A 16,795-nucleotide genomic window follows, 5' to 3' on the forward strand; every position below is an offset into this window, starting at 1 on the left:
CGGCCTGAAACACAAGGGAGCCGCGGCGATGAGCACGATCGAGACACGACTGAACGAGCTTGGCATCACCCTGCCCGATGCGCCGGCCCCGGCGGCGAATTACGTCCCCTTCGTGGTGACGGGCAATCAGGTCTGGGTGTCAGGCCAGATTTCCCAAGGCCCGGACGGGCTGATGCAGGGCAAGCTGGGCGACGGGGTCGACGTGGCGGCGGGTGCCGCTGCGGCCCGTGCCTGCGCGCTCAGCCTGCTGGCGCAATTGAAGAAGGCCTGCGACGGCGACCTCGACCGGCTGGTGCGGGTGGTGAAACTGGTGGGCATGGTCAACTGCACCCCGGATTTCACGGATCAGCCGAAGGTCATCAACGGGGCGTCGGATTTCCTTGTCGACGCACTGGGCGACAAGGGGCGACACGCGCGGTCCGCCGTGGGCGTCGCCAGCCTTCCGAGGGGTGTCATGGTCGAGATCGAAGCCGTGTTCGAGATCGCATGATGTTGCCGAAAGCCTTCGTCACGCGGCCCATCGCGCATCGCGCCTTCCACGACAAGGCGCACGGCCGGGTCGAAAATTCCCTCAGTTCCATCAAGGAGGCCATCACCCACGGCTACGGAATCGAGATCGACCTGCAACTGTCCAGCGACGGCGTGCCGATGGTCTTCCACGACTACGACCTGCGGCGGCTGACCATCGAACAGGGGGCAATCGCGCAACGTTCCTCGGCGCAACTGGCGCAGATTCCGCTGATGGGCGACAGCACGACCATTCCGACGCTGGCGCAGGTGTTGCAGGTCGTGGCCGGGCGCGTTCCACTGCTGATCGAGATCAAGGATCAGGACGGCAGCCTTGGCCCGCAGATCGGGCCGATGGGCCGTGCGGTGGCGCAGGTTCTGGCTGGCTACAAGGGGCCGGTTGCGGTCATGTCGTTCAACCCTCATGCCGTGGCCGAGATGGGCAAACTGCTGCCCGACGTGCCGCGCGGCCTGACGACCGGATCGTTCGACCCCGCCGACTGGCCCGCGATCCCGCAGCCCACGTTGGAACGGCTCAGCCAGATTCCCGACTACGGCCATGTCGGTGCCAGCTTCATCAGTCATTATCACAAAGAACTGGATCATCCCCGCGTGAAGGAACTGAACGAACAGCACGGGGCGGCGATCCTGTGCTGGACGATCCGGTCACCCGAGGATGCGACGCAGGCGCGCATCCACGCCGACAACATCACGTTCGAGGGATATGCAGCTTGACGCGCGACGCGATGCGACCACGTAGCGGACCATGAACACCCCCACCGTCGAGATTACCGCCCACCCGTCGCTGTCCGACATCGCGCAGGCCGACTGGGACGCCTGCGCCTGCCCCGGCAACGGGCGGCCAGAGGACCCCTTTACCACCTACAGGTTCCTGAAGGCGCTGGAGGAGTCCGGGTCCGTCGGTGGACGGTCGGGGTGGCAGCCGCGCTACCTGGTGGCCCGCGCCGACGGGCAGGTCATCGCCTGCGCGCCGCTATATGCCAAGGGGCACAGCCAGGGCGAATACATCTTCGATTTCAACTGGGCGCAGGCCTATGAGAACGCAGGCGGCGACTATTATCCGAAATTGCAGATCGCCGTGCCGTTCACCCCGGCGACTGGGCGTCGGTTCCTGACGCGGCCGGGGTTTGAGGCGATGGGGATGGCGGCGCTGGTGCAAGGGGCCGTGCAGATCGCGGCGGACAACGACCTGTCGTCGCTGCACATCACCTTTTGCACCGAAGCCGAGGCATTGGCGGGTGAAAAGATGGGACTGATGCCGCGGGTGGGCCAGCAATTTCACTGGGAGAACCGGGGATACGCGGACTTCGACGCCTTTCTGGCCGACCTGTCCAGCCGCAAGCGCAAGAACATCCGCCGCGAACGGGCCGAGGCGCAGGGTTTCGGTGGGCGAATCGTGGCGCTGTCCGGCGACGCCATCCAACCGCAGCACTGGGACAATTTCTGGCGCTTCTATCAGGACACCGGAAACCGCAAGTGGGGCACGCCCTATTTGACGCGTGCCTTCTTCGACAGGGCACAAGAGACGTTGCGCGAGGACATGCTGCTGGTGCTGGCGCTGGACGGCGACCGGCCCGTCGCGGGGGCGCTGAACTTCATCGGGCGCGACACGCTTTATGGCCGCTACTGGGGCAGCACCGAATATCACCCCAGCCTGCATTTCGAACTGTGCTACTATCAGGCCATTGATTACGCGATACAAAATGGCATGGCCCGGGTCGAGGCTGGGGCGCAGGGCGAACACAAGCTGGCGCGCGGTTACCTGCCGGTCGCGACCCATTCGCTGCACTGGATCAGGGATTCCGCTTTCCGTGACGCGATTGCGCGTTACCTGATCGCTGAAACCCGCGCCGTGGACGAAGAGATCGAGGTGCTGACCGCTTACGGTCCGTTCAAGCGCGATACCCGAGAGGAACAGCAATGACCGAGAAACTGACGCAGGACGAGATCAAGCCACTGCTGGACGCCGGCTGGACGCTCGCCGAGGGCGGCGACGCCATCACCAAGACGTTCGAATTCAAGAACTTCGTGCAGGCGTTCGGCTGGATGACCCGTGCCGCGATCCATGCGGAAAAGCTGAACCATCACCCCGAATGGTCCAATGTCTACAAGACAGTGGAGGTCGCCTTGACCACCCATGACGCGGATGGTTTGACCGCGCTCGACGCGAAGCTCGCGCAGATCATGGACAAACTTTCGGAAGACTGATGCAGAACCTCCTCAATACCCCGATCATCAACGGCACGTCGATCATGGACGTGCTGACCGTCGGATTCCTCGTGTCGGCCTTCGGATCGGTACTGACCGCCATCATCATCCTGATCATCGGCTTCATCATCGGCGGCTGGGTGTCGCGGCGGGTGGAAAGCGTCGGCCGCAATAACCGCCATCTGGACGAGACGCTGTTCATCTTTCTGGGCAACATCGTCCGCTACATCATCATCGGCTTTGCCTTCCTGTTCGTGCTGAACACCTTCGGCGTGCAGACGACCAGCGTCGTGGCCGTCATCGGTGCGGCGGGTCTGGCAATCGGTCTGGCATTGCAGGGCACGCTGTCCAACGTCGCGGCGGGGGTGATGATCATCTTCTTCCGCCCGATCAAGCTGGGCGATTTCGTGACAATCAACGGGCAAAGCGGCACGGTGAAGTCAATCAACCTGAACTTCATCGAAATGGCGAGCATCGGCAACTTCCAGATCATCATTCCGAATTCGGAGGTCTGGGGCAACACGATCGTCAACTATTCCGTCTATCCGCAGCGCCGGGCGGAATGGACCTTTGGCGTGGGCTACGGTGCCAATCTGGCCGAGGCGGAACGGGTGATCCTTGATACGATCATGGCCGACCCGCGCAGCCTGAGTGACCCGGAGCCCTTCATTCAGGTGAACAATCTGAACGCATCCTCGGTGGATTTTCTGGTCCGCATCTGGTGCAGCCGCGCGGATTATTTCCAGTATCAGGCGGACATGACCCGCAAGGTCAAGGAAGCGCTTGACGCCGCAGGCATCGACATCCCCTTCCCCAACCGCACCGTTCATATCGTCAATGACGCGGACTGAAGCAGGGTGCCGGTCGCGCCGCAGCAACGGCGCGACCGGCGGGCTTTCAGCCCATTGCGGCCAGCAGGCTTTCGCCGCCCGACACGTCGCACTGGCCCGGACCCGGTTCCTCGTTCAGGATGGTGACGACGCCGTCCTTGACCAGCATCGCGTAACGCTTGGACCGGTTCACGAACCCGACGGGCGGGGCGCTGAAGCTCATGCCGATCGCCGTGGTGAACGTTGATTCCGCATCTGCCAGCATGGTGATGCCCGCGTCGATGGCCCCCGTTGCGTCGCCCCAGGCCTTCATCACGAAGGGATCGTTGACGGCAATGCAGATGACCTCTTCCACGCCCTTTTCGCGCAGGGCAGGCAAGGTGCGGATGAAGCTGGGGACGTGGGCCGAGGTGCAGGTGCCGGTATAGGCGCCCGGCAGGCCGAAGATCACGACCGTCCGGCCCTTGACCTTATCCGTGATCGAGACGGCATGCGGCCCTTCGGTGCCCATCGTCAGAACCGAAGCGTCGGGCAGCGTATCCCCTGTGGTGATGGTCATGGTGCGTCATCCTTCTTGAATTGCCACTGTCACGCGAAGGCATATAGGGTGCGCCGCAAGAGGACCAGAGAAGGGATGCGGCAGGATGCGCAGGATCGTGGTGATCGGCGGCGGACAGGCGGCAGCGGCATTGATCGGCAAGCTTGTGGCCGAAGGCGTGCAGGACGGCATCACGCTGGTCTGTGCGGAACCCATCGTGCCGTATCAGCGCCCGCCCCTGTCCAAGGCCTATCTGCTGGGCGAGATGTCGCGCGACAGGCTCTTTTTCCGGCCCGAAGGCTGGTATGCCGAAAACGGCGTCACGGTTCTGCTGGGGACCCGCGCGGTGGGCGTCGATGCCGCGGCACGGACAGTGACGCTGTCGGGCGGCTGCGTGCTGGCCTATGACGACCTCGTGCTGACGACGGGGGCTTGGCCCCGCACGCTGCCCGCCGCGATCGGCGGCACGCTGGACAACGTCTATGCGGTGCGTGACCTGTCGGATGCGGATGCGATGGCCCCGGCCTTTGCCGCAGGCGCGCGCTGCCTGATTGTCGGCGGAGGTTATATCGGGCTGGAGGCGGCGGCGGTCGCGGCCAAGCGCGGCGTGACCGTCACGCTGGTCGAGGCGGCATCGCGCATCCTGCAACGAGTCGCCTGCGTCGAGACCTCGGATTTCTTTCGCGCGTTGCATCGCAGTCATGGCGTCGACATCCGGGAAGGCACGGGGCTAGTACGCCTGACCGGAGACGGCGCGGTGACTGGCGCGGAACTTGCGGACGGCACGCGGCTTGACATCGACTTTGCCGTGGTCGGCGTCGGCATCCAGCCCGACACGGCACTGGCGGACGGCGCTGGTCTTGCGCTGGACAACGGCATCGCCTGCGACGCCCATGGCCGCACGTCGGACACGCACATCTGGGCGGCGGGCGACTGCGCCTCGACCCCCTGGCGCGGGGACCGGGTGCGGATCGAAAGCGTCGGCAACGCCATCGACCAGGCGGAAATCGTGGCGCACAACCTGCTGGGCCGCGATGTGACCTATACGCCGGCACCCTGGTTCTGGTCGGACCAATACGATTGCAAACTCCAGATCGCGGGCCTGAACACCGGCTATGACGCGGTGCATGTCAAGGCGGGCGCGGACGGCGCGCGGTCGCACTGGTATTACCGGGGCGGCGATCTGATCGCCATCGACGCCATGTCGGACGTGCGCAACTACATGGTCGGCAAGCGGCTGATCGAAGCGGGCAGAAGCCCCGCCCCCGCCGTCGTGACGGACCCTGCGACGGACATGAAGGCGCTGCTGCGGGCGTGAGGATCATTGCCGGCACACATCGCGGAACAGCGCTCGTCCCCGTCGGTGAGGGTGATGTGAATGCGCATTTGCGGCCGACTTCGGACCGGGTGCGCGAAAGTCTGTTCAATGTGCTGCAAGGCGGTCGGTTCGGCGATCCGGTGCGCGGGGGCCGCGTGCTCGACCTGTTCGCGGGCACCGGCGCGCTGGGGTTGGAAGCGCTGTCGCGCGGGGCCAGTCACGCGACTTTTGTCGATGACGGCGCGGTGGCGCAAAAGCTGATCGCGGGCAACATCGTCAAACTGCGGCGCGGGCCGGACTGCACGGTGCTGCGCTGCAAGGCCGACATGATCCCGCCCGGTGAGGCCTGCGGTCTCGTGTTCCTCGATCCGCCTTACGGGCTGAACCTGGGCCTGCCTGCCTTGCGCGCGGCGCGGGCGGCAGGCTGGATCATCCCCGGCACGGTCATCGTCTGGGAAGAGCGCACCGCCCAGATCGCCCCGCAAGGGTTCCGGGCCGGCGACAGCCGCCGTTATGGCGACACCTGGATTACTGTGATGGAGGCCATATGATCCCAGACCTCGTGATCTTCGACTGCGACGGCGTGCTGGTGGATACAGAGCCGGTGACGGACCGCATCATCGCTGCCAACCTGACCCGGCACGGCCTGCCGATCCAGCCGCAGGAAATCCACACGCTTTTTGCCGGTGGCACGCTGAAACTGGTGGGCGAGGAGGCGGCGCGGCGCGGCGCCGTCCTGCCGCCCGACTGGCTGGAGGCCGCCTATGAGGAGGTCTATGCGGGACTGCGCGCCGGGGTCGATGTCGTGCCGGGGGTATTGAACCTGATCGACCGGCTGGAGACGGCGGGCATCGCCACGGCCATCGCGTCGAACGGTCCGATGCAGAAGATGCAGATTTCGCTGGCCGCGTCCGGTCTGTTGCAGCGGTTCGACGTGCGCATCCATTCGGCCTACGATCACGCGCCAAAGCCCGCGCCGGACCTGTTGCTGCACGCGATGAAGGTGGCAGGGGCCGATCCCGCGCGCACATGGATGGTCGACGACATGCCCGCCGGATGGCGTGCGGCACAGGCGGCGGGCTGCGGCTGCTTTGCCTATGTGGCAGAGGGTGGACCGGCGCGCGCGGCCGAATACGCCGTCACGCCGGTTACGGACATGGCGCAGATCGCTGTGGCGCTGGGGGTCTAGGCGCGCCGCACCGGGCAGGATGCGGCGCGACTGTCGTTCAGTCGGTCGCCGTGCCGCGTGCGGCGGTCATCGCATCGGTGGCGTCCTGCACCAGCGCCGCGCCGTCGAACCCCTGCTCGTCCATCTCGGCGATCCAGTCGGCGCGGACTTCGTCCCCCAGCGCCTTGATCCGCGCGGTTTCGGGTTTTGAGATCACGGCGATTTCGTTCCCCGCATCCTCCATCACGGCGCGCCCGTCGGCGTCGCCGATGTCATGCGCCTTTCCCGCCCAGCGGCTGGCCATCAGGCCTGAGTTCGCGTCGATCACGGCGCGCAGGTCCGCAGGCATCGCGTCATAGACGCCCTTGTTCATCGCCCAGAGGAAATAGAGATTGTAGAGAGCATCCTCCCCCGCGACGTCGGTGTGGCTGTCGGTCAGCTCGTCCAGCTTGAGGCTTGGCGACATTTCCCAGGTGATGACGCCGCCGTCGACGACGCCGCGCGACAGCGCCTCGGTGAAGGCTGGCACGGGCATGCCGATGGGCTGCGCGCCCATCGCGGTCAGCAGGTCGGTGGCGGGGCGGGACGGGCCGCGCAGCTTGACGCCCGCCAGATCCTCGATCGCGGTGACACCGGGGCCGGTCTTGTGGATGATGCCGGGGCCGTGCATGTGCGCCGCGATCAAATGGACGTCGGCGAAGTCGTCCATCAGATGGGCCTGCGTATAGTGCCAGGCGGCCTCTGACGCCTCCTCACCCGATTTGGGCGTCATGAAGGGCAGTTCCAGCGCCTCGGCGGCTGGGAAACGGCCGGGTTCGTAGGACGGGATGACCCAGCCGCCGTCGATGGCACCGTCGCGGATCAGGTCATACTGGCTGGGGGCGGCCCCGCCCAGTTGCATGAACGGATATAGCTCGACCTTGATACGCCCGTCGGACTGTTCCGCGATGGCATCCGCCCAGGGCTGCATGAAATGCGTGGGATTGGCACTGGCGGGCGAGACGAAGTGCTGGAACCGCAGCGTGACCTCTTGTGCGGCAAGGGGGGTGGACAGGGCAAGCGCGGCCGCAAGCGCGGCGGCAAGGGACTGGTGCATGACTGCATCCTTCTGCTGACGATCGGGGGGGCCACCGCTAGTGGTGCGCATCACATGGCTGTGACCGACGTGGATTGCAAGTCGTCGGTCACTGTTTTTCCGGTCCGGTGATGCGGCCATCAGGCCGCAGGGCCTCGGCCAGCATAGGCGGTGGCGACGGATCAGACGATCTGTGTCGGATAGAAGCGACCGGCGGGCGAGGTGGTGAAGACCTCGCATCCCTGCGCCGTGATGCCGATGGAATGTTCGAACTGGGCGGACAGCGACTTGTCGAAGGTCACGGCGGTCCAGTCGTCGGCCAGCACCTGCGTTTCCGGCCGCCCGAGGTTGATCATCGGCTCGATAGTGAAAAACATGCCCTCCTCCAGCACGGCACCGGTGCCGGGGCGACCGTAGTGCAGCACGTTGGGCGGCGCATGAAACACGCGGCCCAGACCGTGACCGCAGAAGTCGCGCACGACGGACATGCGCTGGCTTTCCGCATAGGTCTGGATCGCGTGGCCGATGTCGCCGAAGGTGTTGCCGGGTCTTGCGGCCTCGATCCCCTTCATCAGGCTGTCGTGCGTCACCTCGATCAGGCGGGCAGCCTTGGGCGACGGTGTGCCTGCGACATACATGCGGCTGGTGTCGCCATACCAGCCGTCGACGATCACGGTGACGTCGATGTTCAGGATGTCGCCTTCCTTCAGCTTGTCGTCGTCACGCCGCTTTTCGAGGTTCTTGGAAATCGTCTCGTCGCGACCCTTGGGGATCGGGGCACCGGGGATGCCGTGGCAGACGACGTGGTTGACGGAAATGCAGCTTGCGTGCTGATAACCGCGATAGCCCACGGTGGCCGTGGTCGCACCCGCCTGCGCCACCCAGTCGGTGATCAGTTGGTCGAGTGTGGCAGTCGATTGCCCCGGCACCACATGATCGGCGATGTCGTCGAGAATCTGCGCAGCGAGCCTGCCGGCGCGGTTCATGCCGCCGAAGTCCGAAAGCGCGTGCAGACGGATGCCATCGCGGGTCAAATGGGTGGTGTCGGTCATCGTGTCGGTCCCGCAAGCTGCTGTTCGTTCCGCACATATGCGGTTTTGCCGTCCGGTTCCACCCCGTCAAAGGGCCAGCGGCCTGACCTGCCCCAGCGTGACCGCGTGCGGGCTGATCGTGCAATCCATCGCCAGCACCTCGACCCCCTGCGCGCGGGCGTCATCGAAAGCTGCGGCATAGGCCGGGTCGATGTCGCGGGCTACCGTCAAGGTGGTGCAGTCGGTCCGCGTGATCAGGTAAAGCACCATCGCGCGATGCCCCTGCGCCACCATCCGCGCCAGATCGCCCATGTGCCGCGCACCGCGCTGGGTCACGCTGTCGGGAAACTCGACCAGCGGCGGGGTGCGGCAGAAGTTCGCGCTCTTGACCTCGATGTAGAGGTCGGGACCGCCGCCCGTCAGCAGGAAATCGACGCGGCTGGCGTCAGCATACTTCACCTCTGGCCGGATGGTGTCGTGACCCGCAGTTCCCGGCACGCCCCCCGCGCGCAACCCTTCGGCGACGATGCGGTTCGCAAGCGACGTGTCGACGCAGACGAAATCGCCGTCCCGTTCCAACAGGCGCCAGCCAAAGTTCAGCTTTGTGCGCGGGTTGTCGTTGGGTTCCAGCCAGATGCGGCTGCCCGGGATCGCGGTGCCGGTCATCGCACCGGGGTTGGCGACATGTGCCGTGACTGCGGTGCCGTCATCCAGCACCGCGTCGGCCAGAAAACGCTTGTAACGGCGGATCAGCGTGGCGGGGATCAGGGGCGTGGCAAAGTCCATCGCCGGGGCTATACCGTGACCAACACCCAAGGAGAAGCCGATGCCAAACCCCACTGCCGCGATGCTTGTCATCGGAGACGAGATCCTGTCCGGCCGGACCCGCGATTCCAACATGAACCATCTGGCAAAGGCGCTGACAGCCGTGGGCATCGAGCTGAAGGAAGCGCGCGTCGTTAGCGACGATCAGGCAGCCATCGTTGCAGCGGTGCGGGCGCTGTCGGACGCCTACGACCACGTCTTCACCTCTGGCGGGATCGGGCCGACCCATGACGACATCACGGCGGATGCGATGGGCGCGGCCTTTGGCGTGCGGGTAGACGTGCGCGACGACGCCCGCGCGCTGCTTCAGGCGCATTACGACCGGGTGGGGACGACGCTGAACGACGCGCGGCTGCGCATGGCCCGCATCCCCGACGGGGCCAGTCTGATCGACAACCCGGTCAGCACCGCGCCGGGGTTCACCATCCGCAACGTCAATGTCATGGCCGGTGTGCCGTCGGTGTTCGAGGCGATGGTGGCGAGCGTGATCAGCAGGCTCGCCCACGGTGCGCCGCTGCTGTCGGAAACGTGGCGGATCATGCGCGGCGAGGGTGACGTGGCGGCCCCCTTGGCGCAGATCGCGCAGGATCACCCGGACCTGAGCCTCGGGTCGTATCCGTTCCAGAAGGACGGCATCTACGGCACCAACATCGTGATCCGGGGGACCGATGCGGTCCGCGTGCAGGCCGCGATCGCGCAGGTGCAGGCACTGTTTCCCGCATGACCGACTGGAGCGCCGTGATCGACGCGACCTGGCCCGCTGCCGAACGGCGCGAGGTGGGGTCCTGGGTCATCCGCACCGGCAAGGGCGGCGGCAACCGGGCGAGTGCGGCGACGGCCACCGGGCCGGTCACGGCAGCCGATGTGACGCAGGGGGCGCAGGCGATGCAGGACCTTGGGCAAGAGGTCGTGTTCATGTGCCGCGACGGCGAGGATGCGCTGGACCTTTTGCTGGCCGACGCAGGCTACATCATTCGCGACGCGACGCTGATCCGGGCCTGCCCCGTGGCCGATCTGACACGCGATCCGGTGCCGCCGGTCACCGCCTTTACCGTCTGGCCGCCGCTGGCCGCCCAGCGCGACATCTGGGCCAAGGGGCAAATCGGACCGGAACGGCTGGCCGTGATGGACCGGGCTGGCGGGCCGAAGACCACGATCTTTGGCCGCATCGACGACCGGCCAGCGGGAACGCTGTTCGTGGCGGTCCACGGCGAGACCGCCATGCTACACGCGCTGGAGGTGGTGCCCGAACACCGGCGCAAGGGATTGGCGCAGCACCTGACCCGCGCCGCCGCACGGTGGGCGCAGCGACAAGGGGCGACCCGGTTCAGCCTGCTGGTCACGGCGACGAATGCCGGTGCCAACGCGCTTTACGCCGGACTTGGGTTGTCTCAAGTTGGGAGCTACCATTACCGGGTCTTGCCGAAGGAACAGCCATGACCGACCGCCCTACCGCCCTCGATCTGCCACAGGTGGACCCGCTGCCGCCCGCGACGCAGAAATACTTCGACATCTGTCAGGACAAGCTGGGCATGGTGCCGAACGTGCTGCGGGCCTATGCCTTCGATATCGACAAGCTGGATGCCTTCACACCACTTTACAACGATCTGATGCTGGCGGACTCGGGCCTGACGAAGCTGGAGCGCGAGATGATCGCGGTCGTGGTGTCCTCGATCAACAAGTGCTTCTACTGCCTGACCGCCCACGGGGCCGCCGTGCGGCAGTTGTCCGGCGATCCCGCGCTGGGCGAGATGATGGTGATGAACTGGCGCGCCGCCGCACTGGACGCACGCCAGACCGCGATGCTGGCATTCGCGGAAAAGCTGACTGTGGACAGCGCCCGCATCGTCGAGGACGACCGGCAGCTGCTGCGCGACGCGGGCTTTGACGACCGTGGCATCTGGGACATCGCGTCCGTGGCCGCGTTCTTCAACATGACGAACCGCGTGGCGTCGGCCACGGACATGCGCCCCAATCCCGAATATCACGCCCAGGCCCGATGATCCGCAGCCTTGGCCTGCTGCTGCTGTGGCCCGGCGCGTTGACGGCACAGGTCCTGACCCTGCCCGGCAATGCCACGCTGGAGGTCGAGGAGGTCGAACCGCTGGACAGCTATGACCTGCCCACCGGTCCCTGGGATGGCATGCGGGTGCCGGCGCAGGTGGTGGAGGGTGCCACGACGCGGCAGGTCTGGCGTGTGGCGGCCGAGGGGCTCGCCAGCCTGCAATTGCTGCGGCCGCTGCGCGACCAGTTGCGCGCGGCCGGCTACGAGGTGATTCTGGAATGCGACACTGAAGGCTGCGGTGGCTTCGATTTCCGGTTCGGCACGGCCGTCGCGGCACCGCCCGCGATGCAGGTGGACCTGTCCGATTTTCGGTACCTGTCGGCGACACGGCGCGATGCGGACGGGTTGCGCGCCGTCAGCCTGCTGGTCAGCCGCACGCCGCAGGCGGGATTCGTGCAGGTGATCCGGGTGGTGCCAGTGGGGGCCGAGGCCCCTGATCTGACGGCCCCCACGGCACAGGCCGTCCGCGCCCCCGGTCCGTCAACGACCGGCAATCTGGCGCAGGCCCTGGCTGACACGGGCCACGCGGTGCTGGACGGCGTCACCTTCGGCTCTGGCACCGTCACGTTGGAACAGGCCGACCTGCCCGCCTTGCAGGCGCTGGCTGACTACATGGCGGAAAACCCGGCGCTGCTGGTCAGCATCGTGGGCCATACGGACAGCGAAGGTGGACTGGATGGCAACATCGCAATCTCTCGTCGTCGAGCGGCGGCGGTGGTCGAACGGCTGGTCGCGGATCATGGCGTCGCGCGGGGACGGCTGACGGCGGCGGGCATGGGATATCTGTCACCGATCGCCAGCAACCTCGATCCCGCGGGGCGAGAGGCGAACCGCCGGGTGGAGGCCGTGGTCACAGGCCCGATCGAATGAGTGCGGTGCGCTGACGTCGCATCGAAGGGCCAGAGGCCCGTCTATCCGCCGGGGGCGCTGCCCCCGGACCCCCGGGATATTTTCGACCAGAAGAAAGGCAAACTCGACCTGAATGTCATCTCTCGTGTGGCTGGACCGTGTGAGAGACGCGGACAGAACAGGGAAGTGCAGCAGCCCTACCAGGCGTCGGGTCCCTTGTCGGCGAAGGCATGGACCAGGAAATCGATGAAGGCACGGACCTTGGGCTGGGTGAAGCGGCCCGGCGGATAGACCGCGTAGATGCCCTGCGTATCGGCGGGCAGATCGGGGATCGCTTCCTCGACCAGGCCCTTGGCCATCGCGTCGCCGTAAAGGAAACTGGGCAGATAGGCGATGCCGAGGCCGCCGATGCAGGCGTTCAGCAGTGATTGCCCGTCATTGACCGTCAGCCAGCCGGCGGTGCGGACCTGACGCTTTTCGCCCGAGGGGGCGATCAGCTTCCACACGGCAGAATTCGCGGCGTTGGAGTAGTGCAGCAGTTTGTGATCGTTCAGGTCATCGATCTTGTCCGGGCGACCGTGTTTCGCGAAATATCCGGGGCTTGCGATCATCCGGCGCGTCGTGTCGGTCAGCTTGCGGGCGCGCAGGGTGGAATCCTCAAGCTCTCCGATGCGGACGGCCATGTCGAAGCCTTCGGAGATCAGTTCGACGTAGCGGTTGTTCAGGACCATGTTCACGGTGATGTCGGGGAATTCCGACAGGAAGTCGCCCAGTACCGGCGACAGGTGGTTCACGCCAAAATCGGTGGCGACGGAAATGCGCAACAGGCCCGAGGGCGCGGACTGCATGGAGGTCACGAGCGCATCCGCCTCGCCCGCGTCGTTCAACACGCGGCGGGCGCGGTCATAATAGGCCAGGCCGATTTCCGTCGGGCTGACGCGACGGGTGGTGCGGTTCAGCAGGCGCGCGCCAAGGCGTGCCTCGAGCGAGGAAACGTGCTTGGAGACGGCGGATTTCGAGATCCCCATTTTCTTCGCCGCGTCAGTAAAGCCGCCCTGGTCCACGACCGTGGCAAAGGCTTCCATTTCGGTAAGGCGATCCATGCCGGTGTCCTAACGCTAAAAACTGATGCGCCAGTCATGGTCGTCAATCTGGGCAGGTTTGGGGCGCGGGCCTGACAATAAGGGGGTTTTGCCAAGGACTGGTGCGCAGGACGAAACAACTTTCGCGGGTAATCAGTCGGAGGATGCGGTTGCGATGGACCGGGAGATCAAGGCCCCGATCAGTGCGGCACCGACGGGCGAGGGATGCGTCAGGTCGCCGTCGTAAAGGCTCAGGTCGGCGGGATCGATCGCGTCCTTGGCATCGACGAAGATGATGGCCACATCGTCGTTTGCCAGCAGGTCGAGGCGGCGGGACAGCTCTGTCAACTCGTCCGCGCAGGGGGCGAAGGGGCCACCGGCAATGGATGTGCCATAGTAGCCCAGCAAGGCTATCCGGTGGCCGCGTGCGGCGAGAGTGCGGGCGAAATCGGCCATGGCACCGCCTTGCCCGTCGGGCGTCACGAGAGCGTCGAGCGTGTCGTCACAGCCGGCGCAGCCGCAGGTGCGCTTCAGGTCGTTGGCCCCGCCGTTCACGATGACCCAGTCCCAGGGGCCTTCGCGGTATTGGTTGGGAATCGACCGCAGGAACCGCGCGCCGGACACGCTGCGATTGTCCACGGCCCGGCCCGTGGCCTGCGCCGCGACCCGTGGAATGTCGCCGCCCGACAGGCGGTTCCAGGACAGAATGCTGTCACCGACAGCCAGCATCGTGACGGGCCCTTGCTGCGGTGCAGCGCAACCGGCCAGCAACAGGCAGAGGGCGAGGCGGCGGATCACAGCGCCGCCGCAAGGCGGGTGCCCTGGTCGATGGCACGCTTTGCATCCAGCTCGGCGGCCACATCGGCACCGCCGATGACATGGGCAGCGATGCCCTTGGCCGCGAGGACGTCGGCAAGGCTGCGCTCGCTTTCCTGACCGGCACACAGAACGATGGTGTCGGCGGCGATCAGGGTCGGGTTTTCGCGCGCCGCACCGAAGGTGACGTGCAGACCGTCCGCGTCGATGCGTTCGTAGTTCACCCCGCCCACCATCGCGACGTCCTTCATCTGCAAGGACGCGCGGTGAATCCAGCCGGTCGTCTTGCCAAGGCCCTTGCCGACCTTGGTGGCCTTGCGTTGCAGCAGCGTGACCTTGCGCCTGGGGGCTTCCGGTTGCGGGCCGTCCGGGGACAGGCCGCCGCGCTGAATGGCGGGGTCGGTGACGCCCCATTCTGCCATCCAGGCGGGCAGGTCCAGCGTCGGGCTGTCGCCGGTCACGAGGTATTCCGCCACGTCGAACCCGATGCCGCCCGCCCCGATGATCGCGACGTTTTCACCCACGACGGCTTTGCCGCGCAGCACGTCGATATAGGAAAGCACGTTCGGGCCGTCCTGCCCCGGAATTGCCGGATCGCGGGGACGCACGCCGGTGGCGATGATGACGTGGTCGAAATCGGCCAGGTCATCGACGCAGACGCGGGTATTCAATCGAAGGTCGATCTTCGATTCCGCCACGCTGGTGCGATACCAGTCGACGAGGCCGTGAAACTCCTCCTTGCCCGGCACCTGTCGCGCCATGTTGAGCTGGCCGCCGATGTCGTCGCCCGCATCGAAAAGCGTGACCTCATGCCCGCGCGCAGCGGCCGTCAGGGCGGCGGACAGGCCGGCGGGGCCAGCCCCCACGACGGCGACTTTTGCGGCAGTCGTGACTGGCGGCAGGGTCAGTTCAGTTTCGTGGCAGGCGCGCGGATTGACGAGGCAGGACGACAGCTTGCCACCGAAGGTATGGTCGAGGCAGGCCTGATTGCACGCGATGCAGGGCGCGATGGTCTCCGCGCGGCCGCGTGCGGCCTTGGCGACGAAATCGGGATCGGCGAGGAATGGGCGCGCCATGCTGACCATGTCGGCGCAGCCGTCGGCCAGCACATCCTCCGCCACCTGCGGCGTATTGATACGGTTGCTGGTGATGATCGGGATTGCGACCTGACCCATCAGTTTTTGCGTGACCCAGGCAAAGGCGCGGCGCGGGACGGATGTGGCGATGGTCGGCACGCGTGCCTCGTGCCAGCCGATGCCGGTGTTCAGGATCGTGGCCCCTGCCGCCTCGATCGCCTTGGCGAGCAGCACGACCTCGTCGAAGGTGGACCCGTCGGGGATCAGATCGATCATCGACAGGCGATAGATGATGATGAAATCGGGCCCGACGGCGGCACGCGCGCGGCGCACCACCTCGACCGGCAGGCGCATCCGGTTCGCGTAGCTGCCGCCCCAGTCGTCGGTGCGCTTGTTGGTGTGGGTGACAAGGAACTGGTTCAGGAAATAACCTTCCGACCCCATGATCTCGACCCCGTCGTAACCCGCTTCGCGGGCGCGGCCAGCGGCGGTGACGATGTCGGCGATCTGCTTTTCGATCCCCGCAGCGTCCAGTTCGGTGGGCGCAAAGGGCGAGATCGGGGATTTGATGGCCGAGGGGGCCACGCATTTGGGGCCGTAGGCGTAGCGACCCGCGTGCAGGATCTGCATCGCGATCTTGCCGCCCGCGTCATGCACCCGGTCGGTGACGATGCGGTGGTTCGAGATGTCCTGGTCCGTGAACAGACCCGCAGCCCCGGGGAAAACGCCGCCTTCGACGTTCGGGGCCATGCCGCCCGTGACCATCAGCGCGACCCCGCCGCGCGCGCGGGTGGCGTAGAATTCAGCGACGCGGTTCCAGTCGCGGGTCTCTTCCAGCCCCGTATGCATGGACCCCATCAGCACCCGGTTCCTCAGCGTGGTAAAGCCGAGGTCGAGCGGCGCGAGCAGGTGCGGATAGTCGGTCATGGTCTGGTCCCCCTGCCGCGCAATCTGCCGCAAGGGTCGCTCCGCGTCACCCCCAACGCGGCGTCACTCCTCGACCGCGGTTTCGAGGCAGTGACGGCGAAACGCCCGCTTCAGCATGTCGAGTTCGTCGCGCATCAGGTCCATTTCGGCGCGGATATCCTCGGCCAGCGATTCCCCTGCCAGAAAGGCGAAGCTGGCGAGCGTGTCGCCGCCGGTGGTGTCCGCGATGACGAAGGTCTGGACACCATCGGCGATACGGTCGGCCGGGATCGGCGCGTCGACGCGCCAGGTGCCGTCGTCCTGCCGCACGCTGGTCAGGCCGGTCAGCGGCTCTCCCTTGTGGGTCAGACTTAGCGTGGGCGCGTCGTCGCCCGCATGGCCGGTCAGGATGCCGGTCCAGACGCCACCGATGATGCGGGATTTGGTCAGGGTCAGGTCGGACATCGGGCCTCCGTCAAG

20 protein-coding genes are annotated in these 16,795 nt (G+C 66.2%); 12 read left to right on the forward strand and 8 right to left on the reverse strand.

The features are described 5' to 3' along the window. The first annotated feature begins 28 nt into the window (after positions 1 to 28). Genes ACOI1H_RS07865 through ACOI1H_RS07885 form a run of 5 tightly spaced genes read left to right on the forward strand, consistent with a single transcriptional unit; the run spans position 29 to position 3,587 of the window. Positions 29 to 490 (forward strand): RidA family protein, encoded by a 462-nt coding sequence (locus ACOI1H_RS07865; RefSeq protein ID WP_422436446.1) that lies wholly within the window; start codon positions 29 to 31, stop codon positions 488 to 490. Continuing rightward, positions 487 to 1,242 carry a glycerophosphodiester phosphodiesterase family protein gene (locus ACOI1H_RS07870; RefSeq protein ID WP_422436448.1) on the forward strand — a complete coding sequence of 252 codons (756 nt, stop codon included), beginning with the start codon at positions 487 to 489 and terminating at the stop codon, positions 1,240 to 1,242. The genes ACOI1H_RS07865 and ACOI1H_RS07870 overlap by 4 nt, the downstream gene beginning before the upstream one ends. Before the next feature lie 31 nt (positions 1,243 to 1,273). After that, positions 1,274 to 2,452 (forward strand): GNAT family N-acetyltransferase, encoded by a 1,179-nt coding sequence (locus ACOI1H_RS07875; protein ID WP_422436449.1) that lies wholly within the window; start codon positions 1,274 to 1,276, stop codon positions 2,450 to 2,452. After that, positions 2,449 to 2,736 (forward strand): 4a-hydroxytetrahydrobiopterin dehydratase, encoded by a 288-nt coding sequence (locus tag ACOI1H_RS07880; RefSeq protein WP_422436451.1) that lies wholly within the window; start codon positions 2,449 to 2,451, stop codon positions 2,734 to 2,736. The genes ACOI1H_RS07875 and ACOI1H_RS07880 overlap by 4 nt, the downstream gene beginning before the upstream one ends. Then, positions 2,736 to 3,587: a mechanosensitive ion channel family protein gene (locus ACOI1H_RS07885; protein WP_422436453.1), complete on the forward strand. Its 852-nt coding sequence runs from the start codon at positions 2,736 to 2,738 to the stop codon at positions 3,585 to 3,587. Before ACOI1H_RS07880 ends, ACOI1H_RS07885 begins: the two co-directional genes overlap by 1 nt. A 46-nt stretch (positions 3,588 to 3,633) precedes the next feature. Here the strand turns inward: ACOI1H_RS07885 and ACOI1H_RS07890 are convergent, their stop codons facing one another. After that, a complete protein-coding gene (locus ACOI1H_RS07890) occupies positions 3,634 to 4,125 on the reverse strand; it encodes a peroxiredoxin (RefSeq protein ID WP_422436454.1) in 492 nt (163 codons plus the stop codon). Between the two features lie 85 nt (positions 4,126 to 4,210). Here ACOI1H_RS07890 and ACOI1H_RS07895 point away from each other — a divergent pair, with 85 nt between their 5' ends. The 3 genes from ACOI1H_RS07895 to ACOI1H_RS07905 are packed head-to-tail and all read left to right on the forward strand — an operon-like array spanning position 4,211 to position 6,611. Next, positions 4,211 to 5,422: an NAD(P)/FAD-dependent oxidoreductase gene (locus tag ACOI1H_RS07895; RefSeq protein WP_422436456.1), complete on the forward strand. Its 1,212-nt coding sequence runs from the start codon at positions 4,211 to 4,213 to the stop codon at positions 5,420 to 5,422. Then, positions 5,419 to 5,973, forward strand: a complete 555-nt coding sequence (locus tag ACOI1H_RS07900; RefSeq protein WP_422436458.1) for an RsmD family RNA methyltransferase — start codon at positions 5,419 to 5,421, stop codon at positions 5,971 to 5,973. Before ACOI1H_RS07895 ends, ACOI1H_RS07900 begins: the two co-directional genes overlap by 4 nt. Continuing rightward, complete coding sequence (locus tag ACOI1H_RS07905; protein ID WP_422436459.1) at positions 5,970 to 6,611, forward strand: HAD family hydrolase; 642 nt, start codon at positions 5,970 to 5,972, stop codon at positions 6,609 to 6,611. The genes ACOI1H_RS07900 and ACOI1H_RS07905 overlap by 4 nt, the downstream gene beginning before the upstream one ends. 37 nt (positions 6,612 to 6,648) lie before the next feature. On the opposite strand, the gene ACOI1H_RS07910 is transcribed toward ACOI1H_RS07905, so the two are convergent. From ACOI1H_RS07910 to sfsA, 3 genes are all read right to left on the reverse strand, one after another. Next, the gene (locus ACOI1H_RS07910; RefSeq protein WP_422436461.1) at positions 6,649 to 7,686 is read right to left on the reverse strand and encodes a TRAP transporter substrate-binding protein; all 1,038 of its coding nucleotides are present in this window, start codon (positions 7,684 to 7,686) and stop codon (positions 6,649 to 6,651) included. 161 nt (positions 7,687 to 7,847) lie between these two features. Continuing rightward, complete coding sequence (map, locus tag ACOI1H_RS07915; protein ID WP_422436463.1) at positions 7,848 to 8,717, reverse strand: type I methionyl aminopeptidase; 870 nt, start codon at positions 8,715 to 8,717, stop codon at positions 7,848 to 7,850. A gap of 66 nt (positions 8,718 to 8,783) precedes the next feature. Then, on the reverse strand, positions 8,784 to 9,482 hold the full coding sequence (gene sfsA, locus ACOI1H_RS07920; RefSeq protein WP_422436510.1) for a DNA/RNA nuclease SfsA: 699 nt from the start codon (positions 9,480 to 9,482) through the stop codon (positions 8,784 to 8,786). Between the two features lie 40 nt (positions 9,483 to 9,522). On the opposite strand from sfsA, the gene ACOI1H_RS07925 reads away from it, so the two are divergent. Genes ACOI1H_RS07925 through ACOI1H_RS07940 form a run of 4 tightly spaced genes read left to right on the forward strand, consistent with a single transcriptional unit; the run spans position 9,523 to position 12,456 of the window. After that, on the forward strand, positions 9,523 to 10,245 hold the full coding sequence (locus tag ACOI1H_RS07925; protein WP_422436464.1) for a competence/damage-inducible protein A: 723 nt from the start codon (positions 9,523 to 9,525) through the stop codon (positions 10,243 to 10,245). Then, complete coding sequence (locus tag ACOI1H_RS07930) at positions 10,242 to 10,961, forward strand: GNAT family N-acetyltransferase (RefSeq protein ID WP_422436465.1); 720 nt, start codon at positions 10,242 to 10,244, stop codon at positions 10,959 to 10,961. The genes ACOI1H_RS07925 and ACOI1H_RS07930 overlap by 4 nt, the downstream gene beginning before the upstream one ends. After that, positions 10,958 to 11,524, forward strand: coding sequence for a peroxidase-related enzyme (locus tag ACOI1H_RS07935; protein WP_422436467.1), 567 nt, complete (start codon positions 10,958 to 10,960; stop codon positions 11,522 to 11,524). The genes ACOI1H_RS07930 and ACOI1H_RS07935 overlap by 4 nt, the downstream gene beginning before the upstream one ends. Continuing rightward, a complete protein-coding gene (locus tag ACOI1H_RS07940) occupies positions 11,521 to 12,456 on the forward strand; it encodes an OmpA family protein (RefSeq protein ID WP_422436468.1) in 936 nt (311 codons plus the stop codon). Before ACOI1H_RS07935 ends, ACOI1H_RS07940 begins: the two co-directional genes overlap by 4 nt. Before the next feature lie 176 nt (positions 12,457 to 12,632). On the opposite strand, the gene ACOI1H_RS07945 is transcribed toward ACOI1H_RS07940, so the two are convergent. The 4 genes from ACOI1H_RS07945 to ACOI1H_RS07960 all read right to left on the reverse strand — a co-directional run bounded on the left by ACOI1H_RS07945 (position 12,633) and on the right by ACOI1H_RS07960 (position 16,780). Then, the gene (locus tag ACOI1H_RS07945; RefSeq protein ID WP_422436470.1) at positions 12,633 to 13,538 is read right to left on the reverse strand and encodes a LysR family transcriptional regulator; all 906 of its coding nucleotides are present in this window, start codon (positions 13,536 to 13,538) and stop codon (positions 12,633 to 12,635) included. A gap of 132 nt (positions 13,539 to 13,670) precedes the next feature. Continuing rightward, positions 13,671 to 14,315: an SGNH/GDSL hydrolase family protein gene (locus ACOI1H_RS07950; protein WP_422436472.1), complete on the reverse strand. Its 645-nt coding sequence runs from the start codon at positions 14,313 to 14,315 to the stop codon at positions 13,671 to 13,673. Then, the gene (locus tag ACOI1H_RS07955; protein ID WP_422436473.1) at positions 14,312 to 16,336 is read right to left on the reverse strand and encodes an FAD-dependent oxidoreductase; all 2,025 of its coding nucleotides are present in this window, start codon (positions 16,334 to 16,336) and stop codon (positions 14,312 to 14,314) included. Before ACOI1H_RS07955 ends, ACOI1H_RS07950 begins: the two co-directional genes overlap by 4 nt. 63 nt (positions 16,337 to 16,399) lie before the next feature. Further along, positions 16,400 to 16,780: a hypothetical protein gene (locus ACOI1H_RS07960; protein ID WP_422436474.1), complete on the reverse strand. Its 381-nt coding sequence runs from the start codon at positions 16,778 to 16,780 to the stop codon at positions 16,400 to 16,402. Between the last annotated feature and the right edge of the window lie 15 nt (positions 16,781 to 16,795).

The sequence above is a fragment of the Loktanella sp. DJP18 genome, assembly GCF_049310965.1.
Classification (GTDB): domain Bacteria; phylum Pseudomonadota; class Alphaproteobacteria; order Rhodobacterales; family Rhodobacteraceae; genus Loktanella.